The organism is Dolichospermum circinale AWQC310F (assembly GCF_000426925.1).
GTDB lineage: Bacteria > Cyanobacteriota > Cyanobacteriia > Cyanobacteriales > Nostocaceae > Dolichospermum > Dolichospermum circinale.
On sequence record NZ_KE384711.1, the window covers coordinates 19,327 to 38,220 of the forward strand.

The following is an 18,894-nucleotide window of genomic DNA, read 5'->3' on the forward strand; positions in this document are numbered from 1 at the left end:
ACATAATTACCGACTACTTGCACACCATTAGCATAGCCTGTACCATAATTTTCCTTGAGGATAGGGGTGGTGGGGTTGCTAATGTCTATTATTTGTAGTCCTGAACCACTATCAGCTACATAAGCGTAGTTACCGACTACTTGCACATCACTAGCATAGCCAGATGTATCATAATTGCCTTTGCGGGTGGGGGAAGAGGGGTTGCTAATGTCTATTATTTGTAGTCCTGAACCACTATCAGCTACATAAGCGTAGTTACCGACTACTTGCACATCACTAGCATAGCCAGATGTATCATAATTGCCTTTGCGGGTGGGAGTAGTGGGGTTGCTAATGTCAATTATTTGTAGTCCTGACCAACCATCAGCTACATAAGCGTAGTTACCGACTACTTGCACACCCTGAGCATCACCAGATGTATCATAATTGCCTTTGAGAGTGGGAGTAGATGGGTTGCTAATGTCTATGATTTGTAGTCCTGAACTGCCATCAGCTACATAAGCGTAATTACTGACAACTTGTACACCTCTAGCAAGTCCAGATGTATCATAATTGCCTTTGCGGGTGGGGGTAGTGGGGTTGCTAATGTCTATTATTTGTAGTCCTGAACCACTAACAGCAACATAAGCGTAGTTACCGACTACTTGCACATCACTAGCATAGCCAAATGTACTATAATTGCCCTTGAGGGTGGGGGTAGTGGGGTTACTTATGTCTATTATTTGTAGTCCTGAACCACCATCAGCTACATAAGCGTAGTTACCGACTACTTGCACACCTTGACCATTAGAAATCTTGTAACTTCCCTTGACAACGGGTTTGGCTCGGTCAGTAATATCAATGATGTTTAATGTATCCCCCACAGCGTAGACATAGTTACCCAATACTGTCACAGCATAGGCATAGTTTAAAATATCCCACACTCCCACTAATGTGGGTGCAAATACTCCCTGGTAGCTGATGAGGGTGTCTGCAACAATATCTGACAGATGTAGAGACGTTCCATGGAACGTCTCTACATCTGTAACGGGAATATTCACCTCTAACTGCCAATTTCCCCCTAATGCTGTATTGCCGGTTTTTGTGGTGGAGGCGCTAATGGTGGCGTTGGTAATTTGATGTAATTTGTGAATAAATTCTGCCCCTGCGTCCCCAGCAGCGACGTTACAACCATATAGTAAAATATTCTGAGGTTGCCACTGTTGTAATTGTTGGGTGTAATTATGAATATTAGTTAAGTTTAATTGACTATTGCCTAAATATAAGCATCCGGGCGCACCGTGGGAAAGGATGTGAATGGTGGTGATGTGGGGATGTTGTTGTAAAATTTGGCTAACTTGCTCGATTCCGTCTTGATCTGGGGAAATAATAACTGTTTTTACGCCCTCGATAATTCCTGCTTGCAGGGTGTGATAGTCGGAAAGGGAGGCATCAATAAAAACAATTGTTGTTGCGATTTGACGGAGAAAAGAGTTGTTAGACATATTTTTTTCCTTTGCACCTGGTACTGTAGGTTTTTGTTATATGGGGTAGAAAATGAGCAACTTTACGTAAAACCTGGGTCGGGTCAGGATATCAATTTTCTGTCTTCAATCACAATTATAATCGTACAATGGATTTAATCATAGACACAACCGTATTTTTTTACAATTTTAGTGTGTTATTTTTAATCTGTATTATTGTCACAAGAGTGGCTTCGGTAGCATTTATGCTTTTATATCGTCTGATAGCGAAGCGTGGCCTTAGCCCAGGATGTCCAGGATGAAAGGATGTACAGGATAATGATTTAAAATGGTGCGTTACTATGTTATTATATAGATGTAGCGAACTGCTTGCAGCAGCGCTTCGCTATCGCTATGCTATACCGAAAGTCTTTACCAATGGTGCGTTACGCTGTCGCTAACACACCCTACTATATTATATAGCGAACTGCTTGCAGCAGCGCTTCGCTATCGCTATGCTACACCCAAAGTCTTTACCTCAAGTACAGATATTAATGATAAAACTCTTGTGGTGCGGGCATACTTCGACTAAGCTCAGTACAAGTCTTGCCCGCACAAGCTGAACTTACTATATAATATAGCGAACTGCTTGCAGCAGCGCTTCGCTATCACTATGCTACACCCAAAGTCTATACTAATGGTGCGTTACGCTGTCGCTAACACACCCTACTATAAATAATTTACGATAGTTCTTCCTTATCAAGATAAGGATAACATTTTTAAAATCCTTTGTCAATACTTGAAAAGCAAATTTTTTGCGTTTTGTTCCCTGTTCCCTGTTCCCTGTTCCCTGTCACCTGTCACCTATCACCTGTCACCTGTTCCCTGTCAACTGATTAAAGATGGATGTATAAAATTATGGGAATTATTAAAAAGGAATTATCGGGTTAATAGCACAAGTAATTCTTGATTTATTGGTTATGGATAGAACATTCATACAGAACCCCCAGGAACAACTGGTATCAGTGATCACAGGTGATGTGAACCTAGAGGGTAATTTGGTGATCCCCCATGGTGCTATCGGGATAGTCTTATTTGCCCATGGTAGTGGTAGCAGTCGTTACAGTCCCCGTAATCGTTATGTTGCCGAGGTATTACAACAAGCAGGACTGGCAACTTTATTGCTTGATTTGCTGACTCTGGAAGAGGAAGAAATTGACCTGCGGACAAGACATTTACGTTTTGATATTGGTTTATTAGGGTCTCGCTTAGTTGGAGCTACGGACTGGCTAATACAGAACCCAGATACCCAACAACTGAAAATAGGTTACTTTGGTGCTAGCACGGGAGCAGGTGCTGCTCTTGTAGCTGCTGCAAAACGGGGGGAAGTTGTGAAAGCTATTGTTTCTCGTGGTGGAGGACCTGACCTAGCTGGTTCAGCATTACCTCAAGTCAAAGCGTCAACATTGTTAATTGTTGGTGGTGATGATCTGCCTGTAATAGCGATTAATGAGGATGCACTGACACAATTGCACTCAATCAAACGCTTGGAGATTGTTCCTGGGGCTACACACTTATTTGCGGAAGCAGGTAAATTAGCGGTTGTTACCAATTTAGCAAGGGAATGGTTTACACACTACCTCAAATAACAACAGAACTTACACCTCTTCCCTCACTTCCCCAGCAGCATAATTTCGCACTTCCAACAGTTGGTTTTTTGCATCCACAATTACAACAGTAGGAGAGTAACATTTTAACTCTTCCAATGTCAACTGCCCGTAAGTCATAATAATTAAGCGATCGCCTACTACACCCAAGCGAGCCGCTGCTCCATTTAATTCTATAGCTCCTGAGTTAGCTACCGCAGGTATAGCATAAGTAGTAAAACGTTCACCATTACCAATATTGACTACTTGTACTTGCTCATAGGGAAAAATACCAGCTTTTTCTAAGAGAACTTCGTCAATGCTGATACTACCCACATAATTAATATTTGCTCCTGTGAGGGTACAGTTATGAATTTTTGCTAACAAGAAAGTACGCTGCATTGGGATTAAAAATTTTTTTTTGCAACCAGGAAGATTTTTCCAACTTAGATCAGTATTTGTGATTAATGATTCCACAATTATTGATTTAGCGGGTAATTAGTAATTGATATTACCACTAGACATTTAGTGAAAATTAAATGTGCATTTTTTAGAACCCTTGTAGAGACGTTCCATGGAACGTCTCTACAATCTTTACTGGAGATGTTTATTATCCTTGGGCAGCCTTAATAAACTTTTCTATTAAGGGAGCTACTTTTTCCACATCTTGCCAACCGAGAATTTGTGTTACCTTTTTTTCCAAATTCTTATAACTACGGAAAAATTCCGCAATTTCCTCTAATTTGTGGGGGGATACATCTTTGAGAGACTTTACATGAGCATAGCGTGGATCTTTGACGGGAACACAAAGAATTTTTTCATCACGATCACCACCGTCAATCATTTCTAAAAAACCAATTGGTCTAGCAGCAATGATGCAACCGGGGAAAGTTGGTTCATCCATGATCACCATACCATCTAAAGGATCGCCATCGTCAGCCAAGGTGTTAGGTATAAAACCATAGTCATAAGGATACTTTACCGAAGAATAGAGAACGCGATCTAAGGCAAATGCTTGTAAATCCTTATCGTATTCATATTTATTTTTACTCCCACCAGCAATTTCAATTAAGACGTTAAGTACACCTGGTTTGGGTTGGGCAGGAATAAGAGATAAATCCACAACAAGACTCCTATATTAACAGTGAACAGGGGCAGTAGATATTTTTGCTCCCAGTGTCAAATTTTAAGGCATTGTGGATCTTTTCCTGAAAATTCCGTGAAACGTTAATTCTTGTTAAGTTTTTTCTGTTCTAAAAGTAAGTATTATTACTTCATAGATATCTGGTATTTGTATTTAATCTCTGGTGTTAGATAGGTTATAGGTTAAAGAGGGCTGATTGTTTTCAACATTGGTTGAAGAGTAGTGGGCAATGATAAATACTGGTAAAATCAGAGTTAAATGTCTGCTAAGTGCTGCGAAGTTGTATCACAAGAATTGACAGACTGACTATTTAAATTCATACAAACGGGTGCAGATTCTGCACCCAATTAGTTCCCACTAGGGGGCTACTTTTGTTCTGTAGTTATTTCTTCAGGTTTTGGTGAGTCTTGTTTTTCTGTATTTGCGGGGTCTGAATCAGTTTTTTGTTGTACTTGCGGCAAGTGAATGCTATTCACTTGATTAATAAATAGTTCTACAGCCTGACTAATTTTTAGTTGTTGTTTATCTTCTTCTGGAATATCATAACAACGATAGGCTGGAGTGATTCCTAAAATAAACTTTTCCTGTTCAGATTCTAACAATTCTACCGCTGTGTTAGCCGCCATCCAATTTTTTTCAAAGGGAAATGATGTAACGACACTGGCCACAATGGAAGCCACTGCTGGACAGATAACAGGTAGCCATTTTAACCACGGTTGTCCTGCTTCCAATTTATCAACTAGAACTAAAATTGGTGTCACACCTGATAAAATAACTGTGGAAATTTGCAAAACGTAGTATAAAGTTCTGTTAAGGTCTCTAGAACTCTTATAATCATCAATCAAGTCTTGAGCATATTCTAAAGCTTTAGCTCGTGCTGGCAAAACTGTGTTATGGTCTAGCTGAGTATTTTTACTTAACAAAGAGGTATAAAGTTTAGCTTTTTTGGACATTTGATTTTTTTCTGCTTTCTTTTTGGCGCTATTTACTGATTGTCTATTGAAGATAAACAAACCAATAGCAAGAGTTAAAGCAACGGAGGCGGCGATTACATATTCTTGATTGCTAGAATCAAAATAAATAATAGCAAATGATGCGATCGCAACTGCGACTAATAAATAATCAATCAACTTCAAAAAAAAGAGCATATTTTTACCTGGTGTAGTTATTGTTGGAATATTGCGTTGATCAGGGAGAAAACTCATTGTAAAAAGTATTTTTACAACCAATGATTTATATTACACCAAGGTACTATTCTTGACAAGATATTGTCAGAAGTAGCATTTTCCAGAAAATAGTAAAAACCTGGCTTCCATAATTGTTTTCAAGGATATGAATAGATTTTGGTTGACAATTATTTAAGTTTATTTAACATTTGTTTTCATTAAATCGTGCTTCAATCTGAGTTGAACAGTTATATTTCACCCTTTAAATAGCAGTGCTGTATCTTTTCCGTGTAGCTATTGCTAAGGCTAAAACCACAAAGGTCAAAATACCTGCTATGTATAAAGGATAGCCATAGGTCACTGGTTGGGATTGTTTAACCATCATACCGGCTATCACTGGACCAATACCATTAGAAATACTTAAATAAGATGCGTTTAACCCTAAAACAGTTCCCTGATCTTGTGGTTTAGCATTCAAAGAAATTAATGTACTAATCATAGGTTGAACGAGGGCATTAAACAAAGCAAATAAGATGCTAACTATGACAAAATAGGTGATACTAGGCCAAAGGGGCATTAAGAGAAATGATAAACTGCGAACGAATAAACCTAAAAATAATATCTTGACGACATTAAATTTAGGACGGAGAACCGATATTCCCCAAGTTTGCATAATTACTGCTAAAGTGCCAAATACTAGAAATAGGAGAGTTAAAGATTGATTATTTTGATGTAGAACTTGAATAAAATAGGGTTGAAAGGCATAGGTAAACATGGTAAATGTTGTCCCAGTCAAAAAGTTAATTAATAGTAAAATGCCAACTCCTGGCATAGCAAACCCTTTAATTAAATTTTCCAATCCTAAATCCCAAATATTACTAAACTTTGGAGATTTGTTTTCTAAAGTTTCTGGTAACAAGAATATGGTCATTAACATGGCTATCATAGCAACTGCACCAGAGACTAAAAATGCTGTTCCTAAAGAAATTTGCTGTGCTAATAAACTAATAACTGGACCGATAATAAAGCCTAAGCCCATGGCTGCACCATAAATTCCAAAGGCTTGAGCGCGATTTTTTTGCATGGTGACATCAGAAATAACCGCTTGGGCAACGGCAACATTTCCCCCGGTAATCCCATCTAAAAATCTGGCGAAAAATAGTAAAATTGCTGTTGTGGCAGTACCGGCTATAGTGTTAGCAATTACTGTTCCTGCTAGACTAATTATTAATAATGGTTTACGTCCAAATCTATCAGAAAGTTTACCAATTACAGGAGTGGCAAAAAATTGAGCGATAGAGTAGGTAGAAAACAATAAACTAGTTTGGAAATCATTTAAACCAAATTGTTTACCATAAAGATAAATAATGGGGATTAAAATTGTAAAACTCAAGGAGTTAATAAAGGCAATTAAAGCAGTAATCCAAAAAATGCGATTCATTGTCAATTAAACTTATTTATTAATGCTACTTTAGTTATTTTACCATTAATGAGACTTTTTACTTACTGCTCATCAAATTCATGAACTCTAAATTACAGAAAGAAGAACATCTTTATTTGCTACTATGTATTAGTGAAAATGCTTAGTCAAATTTGGTTATCACAATTAAAAATACACCGAGCGATCGCTGTAGTTCGCGCCCCAAAAATGGACTGGGGTAAAAAAATGGCTTTAGCGGTAGCATCTGGGGGTATGAGACTAATTGAAATTACCTGGAATAGTGATCAGGCACCAGAGTTAATTTCCCAACTCCGCACTGAATTACCAGGCTGTCTGATTGGTACTGGTACTTTATTTAACGTCCAGCAATTACAAGAAGCGATCGCTTGTGGGTGTCAATTTCTCTTTAGTCCCCATACTGATCCCGTCATGATTAAAACCGCAGTAGCCGCAAATATACCAATAATTCCTGGTGCATTGACACCGACGGAAATTATTACCGCTTGGAATTATGGTGCTACTTGTGTGAAAGTGTTTCCCGTCCAAGCAGTGGGAGGAACTAATTACATCAAAAGTCTACAAGGTCCCCTGGGGCATATTCCCTTAATTCCTACGGGGGGTGTAACCTTAGAAAATGCTGAAGATTTTTTAAAGGTTGGGGCAATAGCTGTAGGCTTAAGTGGGGAATTATTCCCAAAAAAATGGATATTAGAGGAAAATTGGACCGGAATTACCGAACAAGCAAAAGCACTCATCCAGAAGTTAAATTAGTGGTAAAATCAGCCCAGCAAAAGTGGTGGAAGCAGCGTCCTAATTAACCTGAATACAGCTATAAGACGACCTTCAAGGGTTTCAATTCCAATTGTCACTGACTATCCTTGACTATTTTAGGTTTGCAGAGCATAGTCAAAAAATAGTCAAAAGGGTGTTAAATGGTAAATCCAGAACCCTACAACTATTGATGACTAGGATCTGAAACCTTTATATAGTAAGCTTTGGAAAATGGCTCAGGTCAGATTTGAACTGACGACCCCAGGCTTATGAGTCCCGTACTCTAACCAACTGAGCTACTGAGCCGCGTTGTTTAACCAACTCCTATTAACATAGCATACAAATTTGCATTTGACAACCATCAATTTGCAAAATTTCCAAAATTTCCAGAATTTGCCCAAAATTAAAAAGAGGGAGTTTACCCCCCTCAAAAAACCCTTTAATTCCAGATCATCAGGAATTACAAACGATTTGGCAAGAAAGCGATAGGGTTAACAGCGCCCTTACCCGAAGGATGAACTTCAAAATGACTATGGGGACCTGTGCTGAAACCAGTGCTACCCATAGCCGCAATAGTCTGACCTTGTTGCACCCTTTGACCAGCTTGCACCAAAATCCGGCTGTTGTGTCCATAGCGAGTTAAACTACCATCATCATGGCGGATATCCACAACGTTACCGTAACCACCGCTATTCCAGCCTGCTTTCTCGACCACACCAGCAGAGGAAGCGTAAATGGGTGTACCGACTGAGTTAGCAATATCAATCCCTCTGTGCATTCTTCCCCAGCGCCAGCCGTAACCAGAAGTCAGAACTCCCTTTGCAGGCCAAATGTAGCTGGTAGCAGTAGAATTAGATGGGAAATTGGGATTTTCCTCAGTTGTTTTCGGCAGGTATATATCCACTGCGGCCAAAGGTGGTAAAGCCGGAGAGATATTAGTTCCTCGCAATTTACCTAAAGAGTCAGAAGCACTTATTCCAGGAGAAGGAACTGTTAACTTAATCCCAGATGAATTGGGGGCAAAATTCGAGCCAACACCAGTCTTACCGGGCAGAAATTCTGGGTTAATTGGCTCATTGGCAAACCCAGAAGCCGTAACTAGAGGACGAACTGGTTGATTGTTATAGCTGGGTAATATCGCTTTAGGTACAGGAATCTGTAGTCCAACTTGAGACACTACGGGATTACTTTTTGATTCAATAGGAATAGGTACAGACTGGCTATTATTTTTAGTATCTGTAGCAGCCACACCAGATTCTTGAGTGCGGTATTTATAACGCAATCTCTCAATTTCTGCTTGTAAGCCGCGAATACGTTCATTACCTTTACCTTTAGATAGCTTTTCCACCGGTTTTGGGGACAAGTTTCTTGGTAATGGAGCATCACCACCTAATCCAAAAGATTCAGTAGGAGTAGGTAATGCTTGCGGGATGGCAATAGGGATCTGCCCTTGCTTATAATTTGTTATGGGCGCCGGTGTTATGGCCGCGGGAACATTAATACGGTTAGTGATACTAGGATTATTATTGTTTTCCCGTTCCCCCGACACGACCGGTACTGGGATAGTTACGCTATTAGTAATGGCACGACTATCAAAACCTTTGGGCTGCTCTGTTGCTATGGGAGAAGGAACTACAACGCTAGTGTTGTTAGCAACAAACGAATTAGTGTTCAAACTAGGAGTGTTTAAAGGATTATCTACTTTGTTAACCTTATCTACCATCTTCACTGCCGGAATAATTAGTTTTTGACTAATTTGCAGTTGATGAGAATCGCTAAGGTTATTAACCTTAATTAGCTCGGAAACTGAAATACCATAATTGTTAGCTATCTCTGCTAATGTATCTCCGGGCTTAACTTGATATGTTGAAGGGGGCAATTGTGCGGCAACTTTTGTGGAAGTTGATCCGGGCATTTGTCCTGGCTGTATAGTCTCACTGGGTTTTTGGTTCTGTTTTAATTCATTTACAAGTTCAGTTTGGCTCGAACTAGTCCCATTCTGGGACTGTTTTACTACAGAGTTATCAGATACAGTGATTGGCTGTTCTTCATTTATACCAATCTTTGAGAGATTTTGAGATCTCTTAGACCGTAACTGTGTCAAACTATTCCTTAAACGGGTTGATTTCTCCCGCAAGCGATTGAGAGCTACCTCTTGCTGTGCTTTTAGTTTGGCATCAACAGTTCCACCTGCTAATTCCTCCGCTGCGAAATATTGCGCCCTATCCCCGTTAGATAACTGTTGTGCTGTTTCAGTTTCTTGGTTATTTACTAGTAATGTAGACTGAATTGGGCGGTTTTTCACCCCCTGTGCTAATTGGCCTTGTGAGTGGACAGAATTTTTTTCAGCCGCGTTGGTAGATGAAATTACATTGAGGACAGGTGTGTTATTGGTGGCAAATTGCCACTTAGCTTCCAGCCCAGGTACTCGTGAAACTACTGTTGGTTCTAATATCATAGGATTTACTACACCCCCTACCTGTGAGACGCTTTGGGACTCTAGTTTGGTGTCGGTAAATTTGATCTCGTTCTCGGAAACCACAGAATTTGTTCCATCTGCTTTTTGACTGCCAATGGGAGCAGCTGCTTGGGCTTGATCACTTTGTCGAGTCACCAAAAGGCTAGCTGCTCCCATTGATATTGCCAAGCCAATCATGGCAGCCTGATGAGTCCGAGACCGGAGGGTTATTTGGGGATTTTTGTTATCAGTTGTTTGCCCTACCGGGGCATCATCGCGGCTGGGGTGATTTTTTAATACAGCCTGCTCTCTTTTCTTTAATGCTCGTTTCAAAGACAACCTCCTATGATCAATACTGTTTAACTGATCTTGATTTTTAAGTTAGATATTATTTAATGATTGATATCACATCAAACTACAGATCAAGATCACATTCACCAGAGCTACTTACGCAAGACTAACCTGCTTCCGGTAATTTGGACAAGTTTATGCACTTTGGTAAATCTGAAAATTTTTGGTGATGCCTTGTCTGAGTCCCTCCTCATAACTCCAGAATTTTCGCTGTTGACAATTATCTAAGCTCTTTTGCCGGCGGCAAATAACACGAACTCAACAAATATCATAGCAAGTCTTGAGTCTATTGGCGCTGTTGGCTCATCAGCTGCTGCGCTGGCGAGATCATCCGGCTTTTACCATTTTCAAGATTTTTTGAATCAATCCGTTCCATCAACACTACACTTTACGTTTATTCTGATTGAAAAAACAACCGTATCTAATATCAGCAATTTTTGCATCTTTCTGTTGTAGTCTTGGATACATATATTTCAAAATCATTAACAGTCAAGGTTTTGGCTAATTTTCTCTCTTGAGGAATCAAAACCTTGAAGCTACAAGAATTTATCTTTGGCAGTCTATTTACTCTCAAAATATCTATACAAATTTCTTATGTCATTTCGCCAAGATTTATCTGTATTTATCACTATCTACACAGTATTTTTACAATTTAAATAACCAAAATTATCAGCAGTTTCACCATGATTAATCTCATCCATATATTGCTATCACACTTAATCAAAATTTTTGATTCCTCAAGATTATCGTAAATAGCCCAACTGACGGCGACATTCAAATAAACCTATGGCCACACTGACTGATAAGTTTAAGCTCCTGACACCAGGTTCATACATGGGAATATATAGAGTGGAGTCACAAGTGGAGAGAATAGAAGCTGGTAAACCTGCTGTTTCACTGCCAAATAATAGCCAATCCTCCGTTTCAAATTCAAAATTGATGTAGCTAAAATCACCACGAACACTAAAACCCAAACATCTACCTCCTCGTTGTTGCTGTACATTTTGAAATGCTTCTATGGATTCATGATAATGGAGTTTAACATAAGGCCAATAATCCAACCCTGCTCTTTTCAGATAGCGATCGCTAATTTCAAATCCCAAGGGACCGACTAAATGTAATTCTGTGCCTGTGGCTGCACAAGTCCGGGCAATATTGCCTGTATTAGGAGGAATTTGCGGGTTCACTAAAACTATCTGGGGCATCTTTTTTAATCTTAGTCGTCTATTCTAGAAGTTCTTTTCATCTCAAAATCTATCAAAATACAGAGGCGATATATAGTTTTTTTTTATATGTCAAAAGTATTTTCCATTGATTAGTTTTTTAAATCACACAAGGTGATTAGATAACCAAATCTGAGGGAGGGATAATCAACAAAGATCGTACTGTTGATTATCCCTTGTCCCCCACCTCTTCTTTTACCTATTCTCTGACAGATAAACACAGTTTACTTTCTAGTTCATTTTCTCGTTCCTGAGTAGCCAGAATCGCTTGAGCAATTACACGCTGAATGTCAACGCCTATTTTATGCAGTTGTAACCATTGTTGAGCTTCATTGCCTGTTTGTAGGATATTTTGCAGCGGCGCTAGAAAACAACTAAATCCCTGTTGTTTGGCAATGCTCCAAATTTCTTGATAGAGTTCTCTGATCCAATCCCTAGCCAGAATACTATGACCATCTTGCCACCGCTGCAATTTAGCATCAAGACTGTCTGTAGCAGCAGCCATTTCGTTTTTCATGGTTAAGGTGATCAGTTCTTCGGGAGAAAAAGGGCTTTGAGTTAAGGGATCAATGCTAGGATTGTCAATAATTTGGATTAACCGCGCTTCTAGCAGGGCAGTCATTGCTAATAAGGCAATAGGGTCTGTCACTAAATCACAAATTCTCAATTCTAAACGATTTAGATCATAAGGACGGCGATCGCCATTTGGACGCACTGATACCCATAAGTGGCGGATATTTTGCATCTTACCTGTAACTAATTGTTCATTAACCCATTGAATATGATGGGCATGACTAGTAAATAAGGGTACATAATCTGGAGTTTGCGGGAATATTCCCCAGCGAGTAGAATGATAACCAGTGGTTTTACCATCCAGGAAAGGAGATGAAGCACTCATGGCTAGAAATAGAGGTGCTTCCATTCTAATCACCCGACAGGCACGCATTAATACCTCTGGATCACTAATACCAATATTGATATGAACGCTGGCAGTTACTACTTTTGTTCCATAGGTTTGTTCAATGTAGTCATGATAGGGATTAGTGGGATCAGAACGGAAAAAGCGTTGGTTCATGTCCCCGGAGGCATCCCTCCCTGGCAAGGACAAAGTGCTACCCGGTATTAAAGTGTAATTATCCAACTTTTGTAGATAATTCCGTAACTTTCTTCTCGGACCTAATAAGGCACACAACAAATTATCATAACTCATAGATGGCTGAGTTATGTACTCCACATTGCGGCTATCCGGTTCACGCATAAAACCATCTAAATCGGAAATAATTTTGTCCGATAATCCCACAATTTCACCTTGAGGCGTACCAGTATACATCTCAATTTCAAAGCCTTTTAATAAAATCATGTTATTCTCCAAAGCTGCTGGTAATGTTTATAAATTGTATCTAATTAGACGATTTTTTGCATTTTTTGTGTACATATAAATTTATTTATAGGGTTTACGCATCAGTTATGAAATAATGAACCACGATCAAGCCTGCAGCGAAAATATTCCCTAAGGATGAGAAAGAAAGTTTCAGATATCTAATCTAATTTTAACCGATTATTCTATTAAGCTTATCTTTCCCTTAATCTTTGGATGTAATTATTTTAATTGTTGCTGTTACTGCTTATTAAAACCAAGCTGCTTGAGATTTGGGAAAGATAGAGTTAACCAAATAGCTTGAATAAATAACTTGAATAGCAATGCAAAAAACTAAACAAAAATACAAACATCTTCAGTATGGCAATTCAGAACGGAAGAACAACCGCTCCTGCTTACGTCAATAAACTTACCCAAGGCGCACAATATGCCCTTGTTCCTTTATTGACTGTAGGTGACGAAGTTCCCTTATTACAAGGTGCTTTTGGTTCTTTTACTACCAGTGTTACTGATAAATTTGCCTTCACAGGCATTCCCGACGGTTTGGGAATTTATGAGACAGCCACAGGTTATTATGTGTTTGTCAATCACGAATTGGGTAGCACTACCAAGTCAGATTTTTCCACCACAGTCACAGGACAAATCACCGGAGCGAGAGTTTCCCTATTCCAATTCGATAAAAACTGGAAAGTTATCGGTGGTAAAAACCTGATTGAAAAAGCCGTTGATAGTACGGGTACTGAATTAGGAAAAATCACCTTTACCGCTAATGGATCTGATATTGTTAGCTTAACATCCACCATACCAGGTTTTGGCCGCTTCTGTTCATCCTTTTTAGCAGAGAGTGGTTTTGAAGGCGGTCCTATTTACTTCGCACCAGAAGAATCTGATGGTAACAGCCGGGGTTGGGCAGTTACACCTGACGGCACTGCTCAAGCTTTAGATGGTTTAGGACGCTTCTCCAAAGAAAACGTAGTTGCAGCATCTCAATATCGAGCTACTAACTCCAACAAAACGGTATTAATTTCTACTGAAGACACTGGTGATGGCGAACTCTATATGTTCGTTGGTAATCAAACACAAGCAGATCCCAACGGTTTCAAAGATGGTGATTTGTATGTTCTTAAAGTTACGGACTATAGCAACGAAACCTTGGTAGAAGGAGTAAAAGTAGGTGCTACTTGGGTTAAGGTTGACCGTAGTGCTGTATATGATACCAAAGGAACGGAAGACAGGGCTGATGATGTAGCTAAGACCACTGGATTAGATTTATCTAATTGGGTGAATGCCAGTGGCCGCTCTACCAACTTCCGCCGTTTGGAAGACATAGCGGAAGACCCAAATAATCCTGGCACTTTCTACTTTGTCACCACAGGTACAAATAATAAGGTAGACGGTACTACTACCACAGTAGCAGCAGAAGCAGAAAACCCTTACGGTAAAATGTATCGTTTCAGTCTCAATGCTGCTGACCCCACGGGTGCAATTAGTAACTTTGAATTGGTATTGACTGGTGGACCCAATACTGGAGTTAGCTACGACAACATCGTTATTGACAAAAACGGTAAAATAGCCATTCAAGAAGACACCACTGCTTTTGGTGGTAGTGTCATGGCCGCCCAGAACAGAGATGCTCAAATCTGGTCTTATGACATCGCTACCGATACCGTGAAGTCCTTGTTTGAAATTAACCAACAAGCTGCTGGCGCTGTCTATGATAACGGTACTGGTGCATGGGAAAGCTCTGGAATTGTTGAACTACCCCAAAATGGTCTAACTGGTGTAAGTGGCTACTTATTCGATGTTCAAGCCCATGGTATCACCAACACTGCTGACCCGACCCAGCCCAATATTCTCAATGGTGCTCATGTAGAGGGTGGACAATTGTTAGCAGCCATTCCTCAAGTTGCCGAAAAGCCGGTAGTCAATGGCAGAACCACTGATCCTGCTTATGTAAAGGTGTTGAGTGGTGTTGATTACAGACTCAATGCACTTTTGACAGTTGGGGATGAAGTGCCTCTATTGACAGGTAGTTTTGGTGCTTTTACCGCTAGTAATACCGAAAAATTCGCTTTTACTGGTACTCCTGACGGACTGGGCATTTATGAAACCGTTGATTCTTACTATGTCTTTGTTAACCACGAATTTGGCAGCACCACAAAAACAGATGTTTCTAGCACCATTCCCGGACAAATCACTGGTGCGCGGGCTTCCTTGTTCCAATTTGATAAAAATTGGCGGGTAATTGGTGGTAAGAATTTAATTGAGAAGGTAGTAGATAGCCAAGGTCAAGAAATCAGTAATATCACCATTACACCTGATGGTATTACTCAAACAGGAAATTTTGCTTTCGGTCCATTCTGTTCCAGTTATTTGGCAACTTATGGCTTTGAAGGTGGCCCTGTATACTTTGTCCCAGAAGAGTTTGGTAACGGTCGTGGTTGGGCTGTAGCAACGGATGGAACTGCTCAAGCTTTAGACGGTTTCGGTCGCTTTTCTAAGGAAAATGTAATCGCAACATCTCAATATCGGGCTACTAACTCCACTAAAACAGTACTACTGTCATCAGAAGATTCTGGAGACGGTGAACTGTATATGTTTGTAGGTAATCAAACAGCAGCAGACCCCAATGGCTTCAAAGACGGTGAACTGTATGTCCTGAAAGTGACAGGATATGACTACGAAACCTTAGCGGAAGGTACAAAGGTCAAGGCTACTTGGACAAGGGTTGATCGGTCAGTAATTTACGATACCAAGGGTACGGCAAACCGTGCAGATGACCAGCCGTTGACTGATGGTTCTGCTTTGAGTACCTGGGTAAATGATGTCACCCGTTCTACTAATTTTCGTCGTGTTGAGGACATCACTGAAGATCCTAACAATCCGGGTACTTTCTATTTTGTCACTACTGGTAATACAAGCACAATTCCTGGTACAACTATTGAGGATAATGCTTACGGTAAGGCTTATCGCTTTAGTTTGAATGCGGCAGATCCTACGGGAGAAATTAGCGATTTTGAATTGGTGCTAACTGGTGGTCCTAACACGGGGATTAGCTACGATAACATCGTTGTTGATAGCAATGGCAAGCTGTTACTACAAGAGGACACGGCTGGTCGTGGTGGTGAAGTTGTCAATGCTCAACAGCGCAATGACCGTGTTTACTCCTACGATATTGCTACGGATACAGTTAGACCTCTGTTTGAAATTGACCAGAATGCTCAAGGTACTGCTTTTAATAATGGTTTCGGGACTTGGGAGACATCCGGTATCGTAGAAACTACGCCTAATTCCCAACTCGGTCGCAGTTCCTATTTATTTGATGTCCAAGCTGTTGTTCGCAATGGTTTAGACCTCAACCAGTTGAATGTCCTCAATGGTAATCATTCAGGTGGTGGTCAATTGTTGATTGCTACCCCAGTACCAAATGTTGAGTTGCTAGGGTTTTCTTCTTTACCTGCGGATACTTTTGCGGAAGGTCCACAATCTGGTAATGGTATTTCTGCTAATGGTAAAACCGGTCCATTCCCTGGTCAACCAATTCAAGGTTTTAGTGCTGTTCAAATTGGCAATAATAACAGTTTTTACTTCCAACCAGATAACGGCTACGGAGCAAAAGAAAATAGCGCTGACTACTTATTACGGATTTATCGTGTAGATCCAAACTTTAGGGGTACGGAGAATGGAGACGGTAAAGTTAAAGTTTTAGATTACATCCAATTCTCTGACCCAGATAGGAAGATTACTAATTTCACAATTGTCAATGATGCAACGGCAGCCAGAAACCTGACTGGTGCAGATTTTGATATTGAGTCTTTTGTTTTTGATAAGGATGGCACTATCTGGGTTGGTGAAGAATTTGGTCCCTACCTTCTACATTTTGATGCTACTGGTAAGTTACTAGAAGCTCCCATTGCTACACCAGATAGATTTAAGACTTTAGACGGCACAGCACCGGAGGTTCTTGGTCATAGGGGAGCGAGTGGCTATCGTCCAGAACACACCTTAGCTTCTTACCAGTTGGCAATTGAGCAGGGTGCTGATTTTGTTGAGCCTGATTTAGTTGTTACTAAAGATGGTGTACTTATTGCTCGTCATGAACCTGCTTTGGCGATTTTGAATGCTGATGGTTCTGTAAATACTGGTAATACCACTACCAATGTGGCTACTATTGCTAAATTTGCAGACCGGAAAAAGACTGTAATTTTGGATGGAACATCAGTTACAGGTTGGTTTGCTGAAGATTTTACTTTGGCAGAAATTAAGGAATTACGCGCTATTGAGCGTCTGTCTTTCCGTGACCAGTCTTTTAACGGTCAATTTGAAATTCCTACCTTGACGGAAATTATTAATTTAGTTAAGGGAGTGGAAGCTAGTACAGGCAAGAAAATTGGTATCTACCCTGAAACCAAGCATCCGACTTATTCTCTTTCTGAAGCTACTTATGTAGGTACAACTACTAAGATTAACCGTAATCTGGGTCAGATCCTCATAGATACTCTGAAGGCAAATAATTTCACTGATCCTAGTCGCATTTTCATCCAGTCCTTTGAAGTTGGCAACTTGAAGGAGTTGCATGATACTATCATGCCGGCTGCGGGGGTAGATATCCCACTAGTTCAACTTCTAGATGCCAGTGGTATTGATATCAATGGCAATATTATTGAAGATAAACCTTACGACTTCATCGTTAGTGGTGACTCTCGCACCTATGGTGATTTGCGGAGTTCTCAAGGTTTGGCTGATGTGGCGAAATATGCTGATGCTATTGGTCCTTGGAAACGGATGATTGTCAGCGTTAGGGGTACTGATGCTAATGGCGACGGCAATGCTGATGATGTGAATGGTGATGGTACGGTTAATGATGCTGATAGAACAACGTTAGCTCCTACTAGCTTGGTTCTAGATGCTCATAATGCTGGGTTGTTGGTTCATCCTTACACTTTCCGTAATGAGGGACGCTATTTAGCGGCAGATTACAAGGGTGATCCTAAGCTAGAGTTCCAACAGTTCTTCCAATTAGGTGTAGATGCACTGTTTACGGATTTTCCTAATACAGGCGATACTGTCAGAGACAGATTAGTTGGTGATACTGGGTACAATATTGTTCGTTCTCCCCAAAATCCTGATGTCCTGGCGGGAACTGCTGTTGCTAATTTAGGTCGCTCTAAGGGTTTTGAGGGTAGTGCAATTAACGCCAGCAAAACTAAGCTCTATATGCTCTTGGAGGGTACGGTTCAAGGTGATGCTGCGGGTGCTTTGCGGATTAATGAGTTTGACATTGCCAGCCGCCAATACACTAGTAGGGAACTGTTCTACAGGTTGAATGATGTAGCGAATGCTATTGGTGATATCACTGTCATTAATGATAATGAGTACCTGGTGATTGAGCGGGATAATAATCAAGGAGATGCTGCTAAATTCAAGAGAATCTTTAAGATTGACTTGTCTAAAGCAGATGCTAATGGTTATGTAACCAAGGAAGAAGTTGTAGACTTACTCAACATCAAAGACCCCAACGACATTAACGGAGATGGCAAAACTACTTTTGTCTTCCCCTTCCAAACTATTGAGAGTGTTGTAGTTATTGACAAAAATACCATTTTAGTTGCCAATGACAACAACTATCCTTTCTCAGTCGGTCGTCCTCCTGCGGTAGACAACAATGAACAAATTTTGTTGAGGTTGGAGAAACCTTTAAACCTGGTCAACAGAATCAGTATTAATGATGTGACTGTGGTGGAGGGATCTGTAGATGTAAATGCTGTAGTTACAGTTACTCTGAGTGAAGCTAGTAATACTGTGGTAACGGTTGACTACGCTACCAGCGGTGGTACTGCTACTTCTGGTACTGATTTCACTGCTGCTACTGGT

Annotated in this window: 11 protein-coding genes and 1 tRNA gene; 3 read left to right on the top strand and 9 right to left on the bottom strand. The window is 40.3% G+C overall.

Annotated features, from left to right (window positions below):
* A partial coding sequence (locus tag ACIR310F_RS24975) for a DUF4347 domain-containing protein (RefSeq protein WP_035368434.1) occupies positions 1-1,484 on the bottom strand: 1,484 nt, incomplete at its 3' end.
* A 938-nt stretch (positions 1,485-2,422) separates the two neighbouring features.
* Between ACIR310F_RS24975 and ACIR310F_RS0118295 the strand changes: the two genes are divergently transcribed.
* Complete coding sequence (locus ACIR310F_RS0118295) at positions 2,423-3,091, top strand: dienelactone hydrolase family protein (protein ID WP_028085077.1); 669 nt, start codon at positions 2,423-2,425, stop codon at positions 3,089-3,091.
* Between the two features lie 9 nt (positions 3,092-3,100).
* Here ACIR310F_RS0118295 and panD read toward each other — a convergent pair whose 3' ends face one another.
* The 4 genes from panD to ACIR310F_RS0118315 all read right to left on the bottom strand — a co-directional run bounded on the left by panD (position 3,101) and on the right by ACIR310F_RS0118315 (position 6,839).
* Positions 3,101-3,490, bottom strand: a complete 390-nt coding sequence (gene panD / locus ACIR310F_RS0118300) for an aspartate 1-decarboxylase (RefSeq protein WP_028085078.1) — start codon at positions 3,488-3,490, stop codon at positions 3,101-3,103.
* Between the two features lie 208 nt (positions 3,491-3,698).
* A complete protein-coding gene (locus ACIR310F_RS0118305) occupies positions 3,699-4,211 on the bottom strand; it encodes an inorganic diphosphatase (RefSeq protein WP_028085079.1) in 513 nt (170 codons plus the stop codon).
* A gap of 386 nt (positions 4,212-4,597) precedes the next feature.
* Complete coding sequence (locus ACIR310F_RS0118310) at positions 4,598-5,380, bottom strand: DUF4231 domain-containing protein (protein WP_028085080.1); 783 nt, start codon at positions 5,378-5,380, stop codon at positions 4,598-4,600.
* 280 nt (positions 5,381-5,660) lie between these two features.
* Positions 5,661-6,839 (bottom strand): MFS transporter, encoded by a 1,179-nt coding sequence (locus ACIR310F_RS0118315; protein WP_028085081.1) that lies wholly within the window; start codon positions 6,837-6,839, stop codon positions 5,661-5,663.
* Between the two features lie 138 nt (positions 6,840-6,977).
* On the opposite strand from ACIR310F_RS0118315, the gene ACIR310F_RS0118320 reads away from it, so the two are divergent.
* On the top strand, positions 6,978-7,610 hold the full coding sequence (locus ACIR310F_RS0118320) for a bifunctional 4-hydroxy-2-oxoglutarate aldolase/2-dehydro-3-deoxy-phosphogluconate aldolase (protein WP_028085082.1): 633 nt from the start codon (positions 6,978-6,980) through the stop codon (positions 7,608-7,610).
* Positions 7,611-7,842: 232 nt separating this feature from the next.
* Here the strand turns inward: ACIR310F_RS0118320 and ACIR310F_RS0118325 are convergent.
* The 4 genes from ACIR310F_RS0118325 to gshA all read right to left on the bottom strand — a co-directional run bounded on the left by ACIR310F_RS0118325 (position 7,843) and on the right by gshA (position 13,002).
* A tRNA-Met gene (locus ACIR310F_RS0118325) sits at positions 7,843-7,916 on the bottom strand.
* Positions 7,917-8,070: 154 nt separating this feature from the next.
* Positions 8,071-10,401, bottom strand: coding sequence for a peptidoglycan DD-metalloendopeptidase family protein (locus ACIR310F_RS0118330; RefSeq protein ID WP_028085083.1), 2,331 nt, complete (start codon positions 10,399-10,401; stop codon positions 8,071-8,073).
* 761 nt (positions 10,402-11,162) lie between these two features.
* Complete coding sequence (locus ACIR310F_RS0118335) at positions 11,163-11,624, bottom strand: tRNA (cytidine(34)-2'-O)-methyltransferase (protein WP_028085084.1); 462 nt, start codon at positions 11,622-11,624, stop codon at positions 11,163-11,165.
* 217 nt (positions 11,625-11,841) lie between these two features.
* Positions 11,842-13,002, bottom strand: coding sequence for a glutamate--cysteine ligase (gshA, locus tag ACIR310F_RS0118340; RefSeq protein ID WP_028085085.1), 1,161 nt, complete (start codon positions 13,000-13,002; stop codon positions 11,842-11,844).
* A gap of 378 nt (positions 13,003-13,380) precedes the next feature.
* On the opposite strand from gshA, the gene ACIR310F_RS24590 reads away from it, so the two are divergent.
* A partial coding sequence (locus ACIR310F_RS24590; RefSeq protein WP_081677625.1) for an esterase-like activity of phytase family protein occupies positions 13,381-18,894 on the top strand: 5,514 nt, incomplete at its 3' end.

Bases quoted from the DNA above. Each gene is read 5' to 3' on its own strand.
- ACIR310F_RS0118295 (WP_028085077.1), top strand. From the start codon at position 2,423: ATGGATAGAACATTCATACAGAACCCCCAGGAACAACTGGTATCAGTG.
- panD (WP_028085078.1), bottom strand. From the start codon at position 3,490: ATGCAGCGTACTTTCTTGTTAGCAAAAATTCATAACTGTACCCTCACA.
- ACIR310F_RS0118310 (WP_028085080.1), bottom strand. From the start codon at position 5,380: ATGCTCTTTTTTTTGAAGTTGATTGATTATTTATTAGTCGCAGTTGCG.
- ACIR310F_RS0118315 (WP_028085081.1), bottom strand. From the start codon at position 6,839: ATGAATCGCATTTTTTGGATTACTGCTTTAATTGCCTTTATTAACTCC.
- ACIR310F_RS0118320 (WP_028085082.1), top strand. From the start codon at position 6,978: ATGCTTAGTCAAATTTGGTTATCACAATTAAAAATACACCGAGCGATC.
- ACIR310F_RS0118335 (WP_028085084.1), bottom strand. From the start codon at position 11,624: ATGCCCCAGATAGTTTTAGTGAACCCGCAAATTCCTCCTAATACAGGC.
- gshA (WP_028085085.1), bottom strand. From the start codon at position 13,002: ATGATTTTATTAAAAGGCTTTGAAATTGAGATGTATACTGGTACGCCT.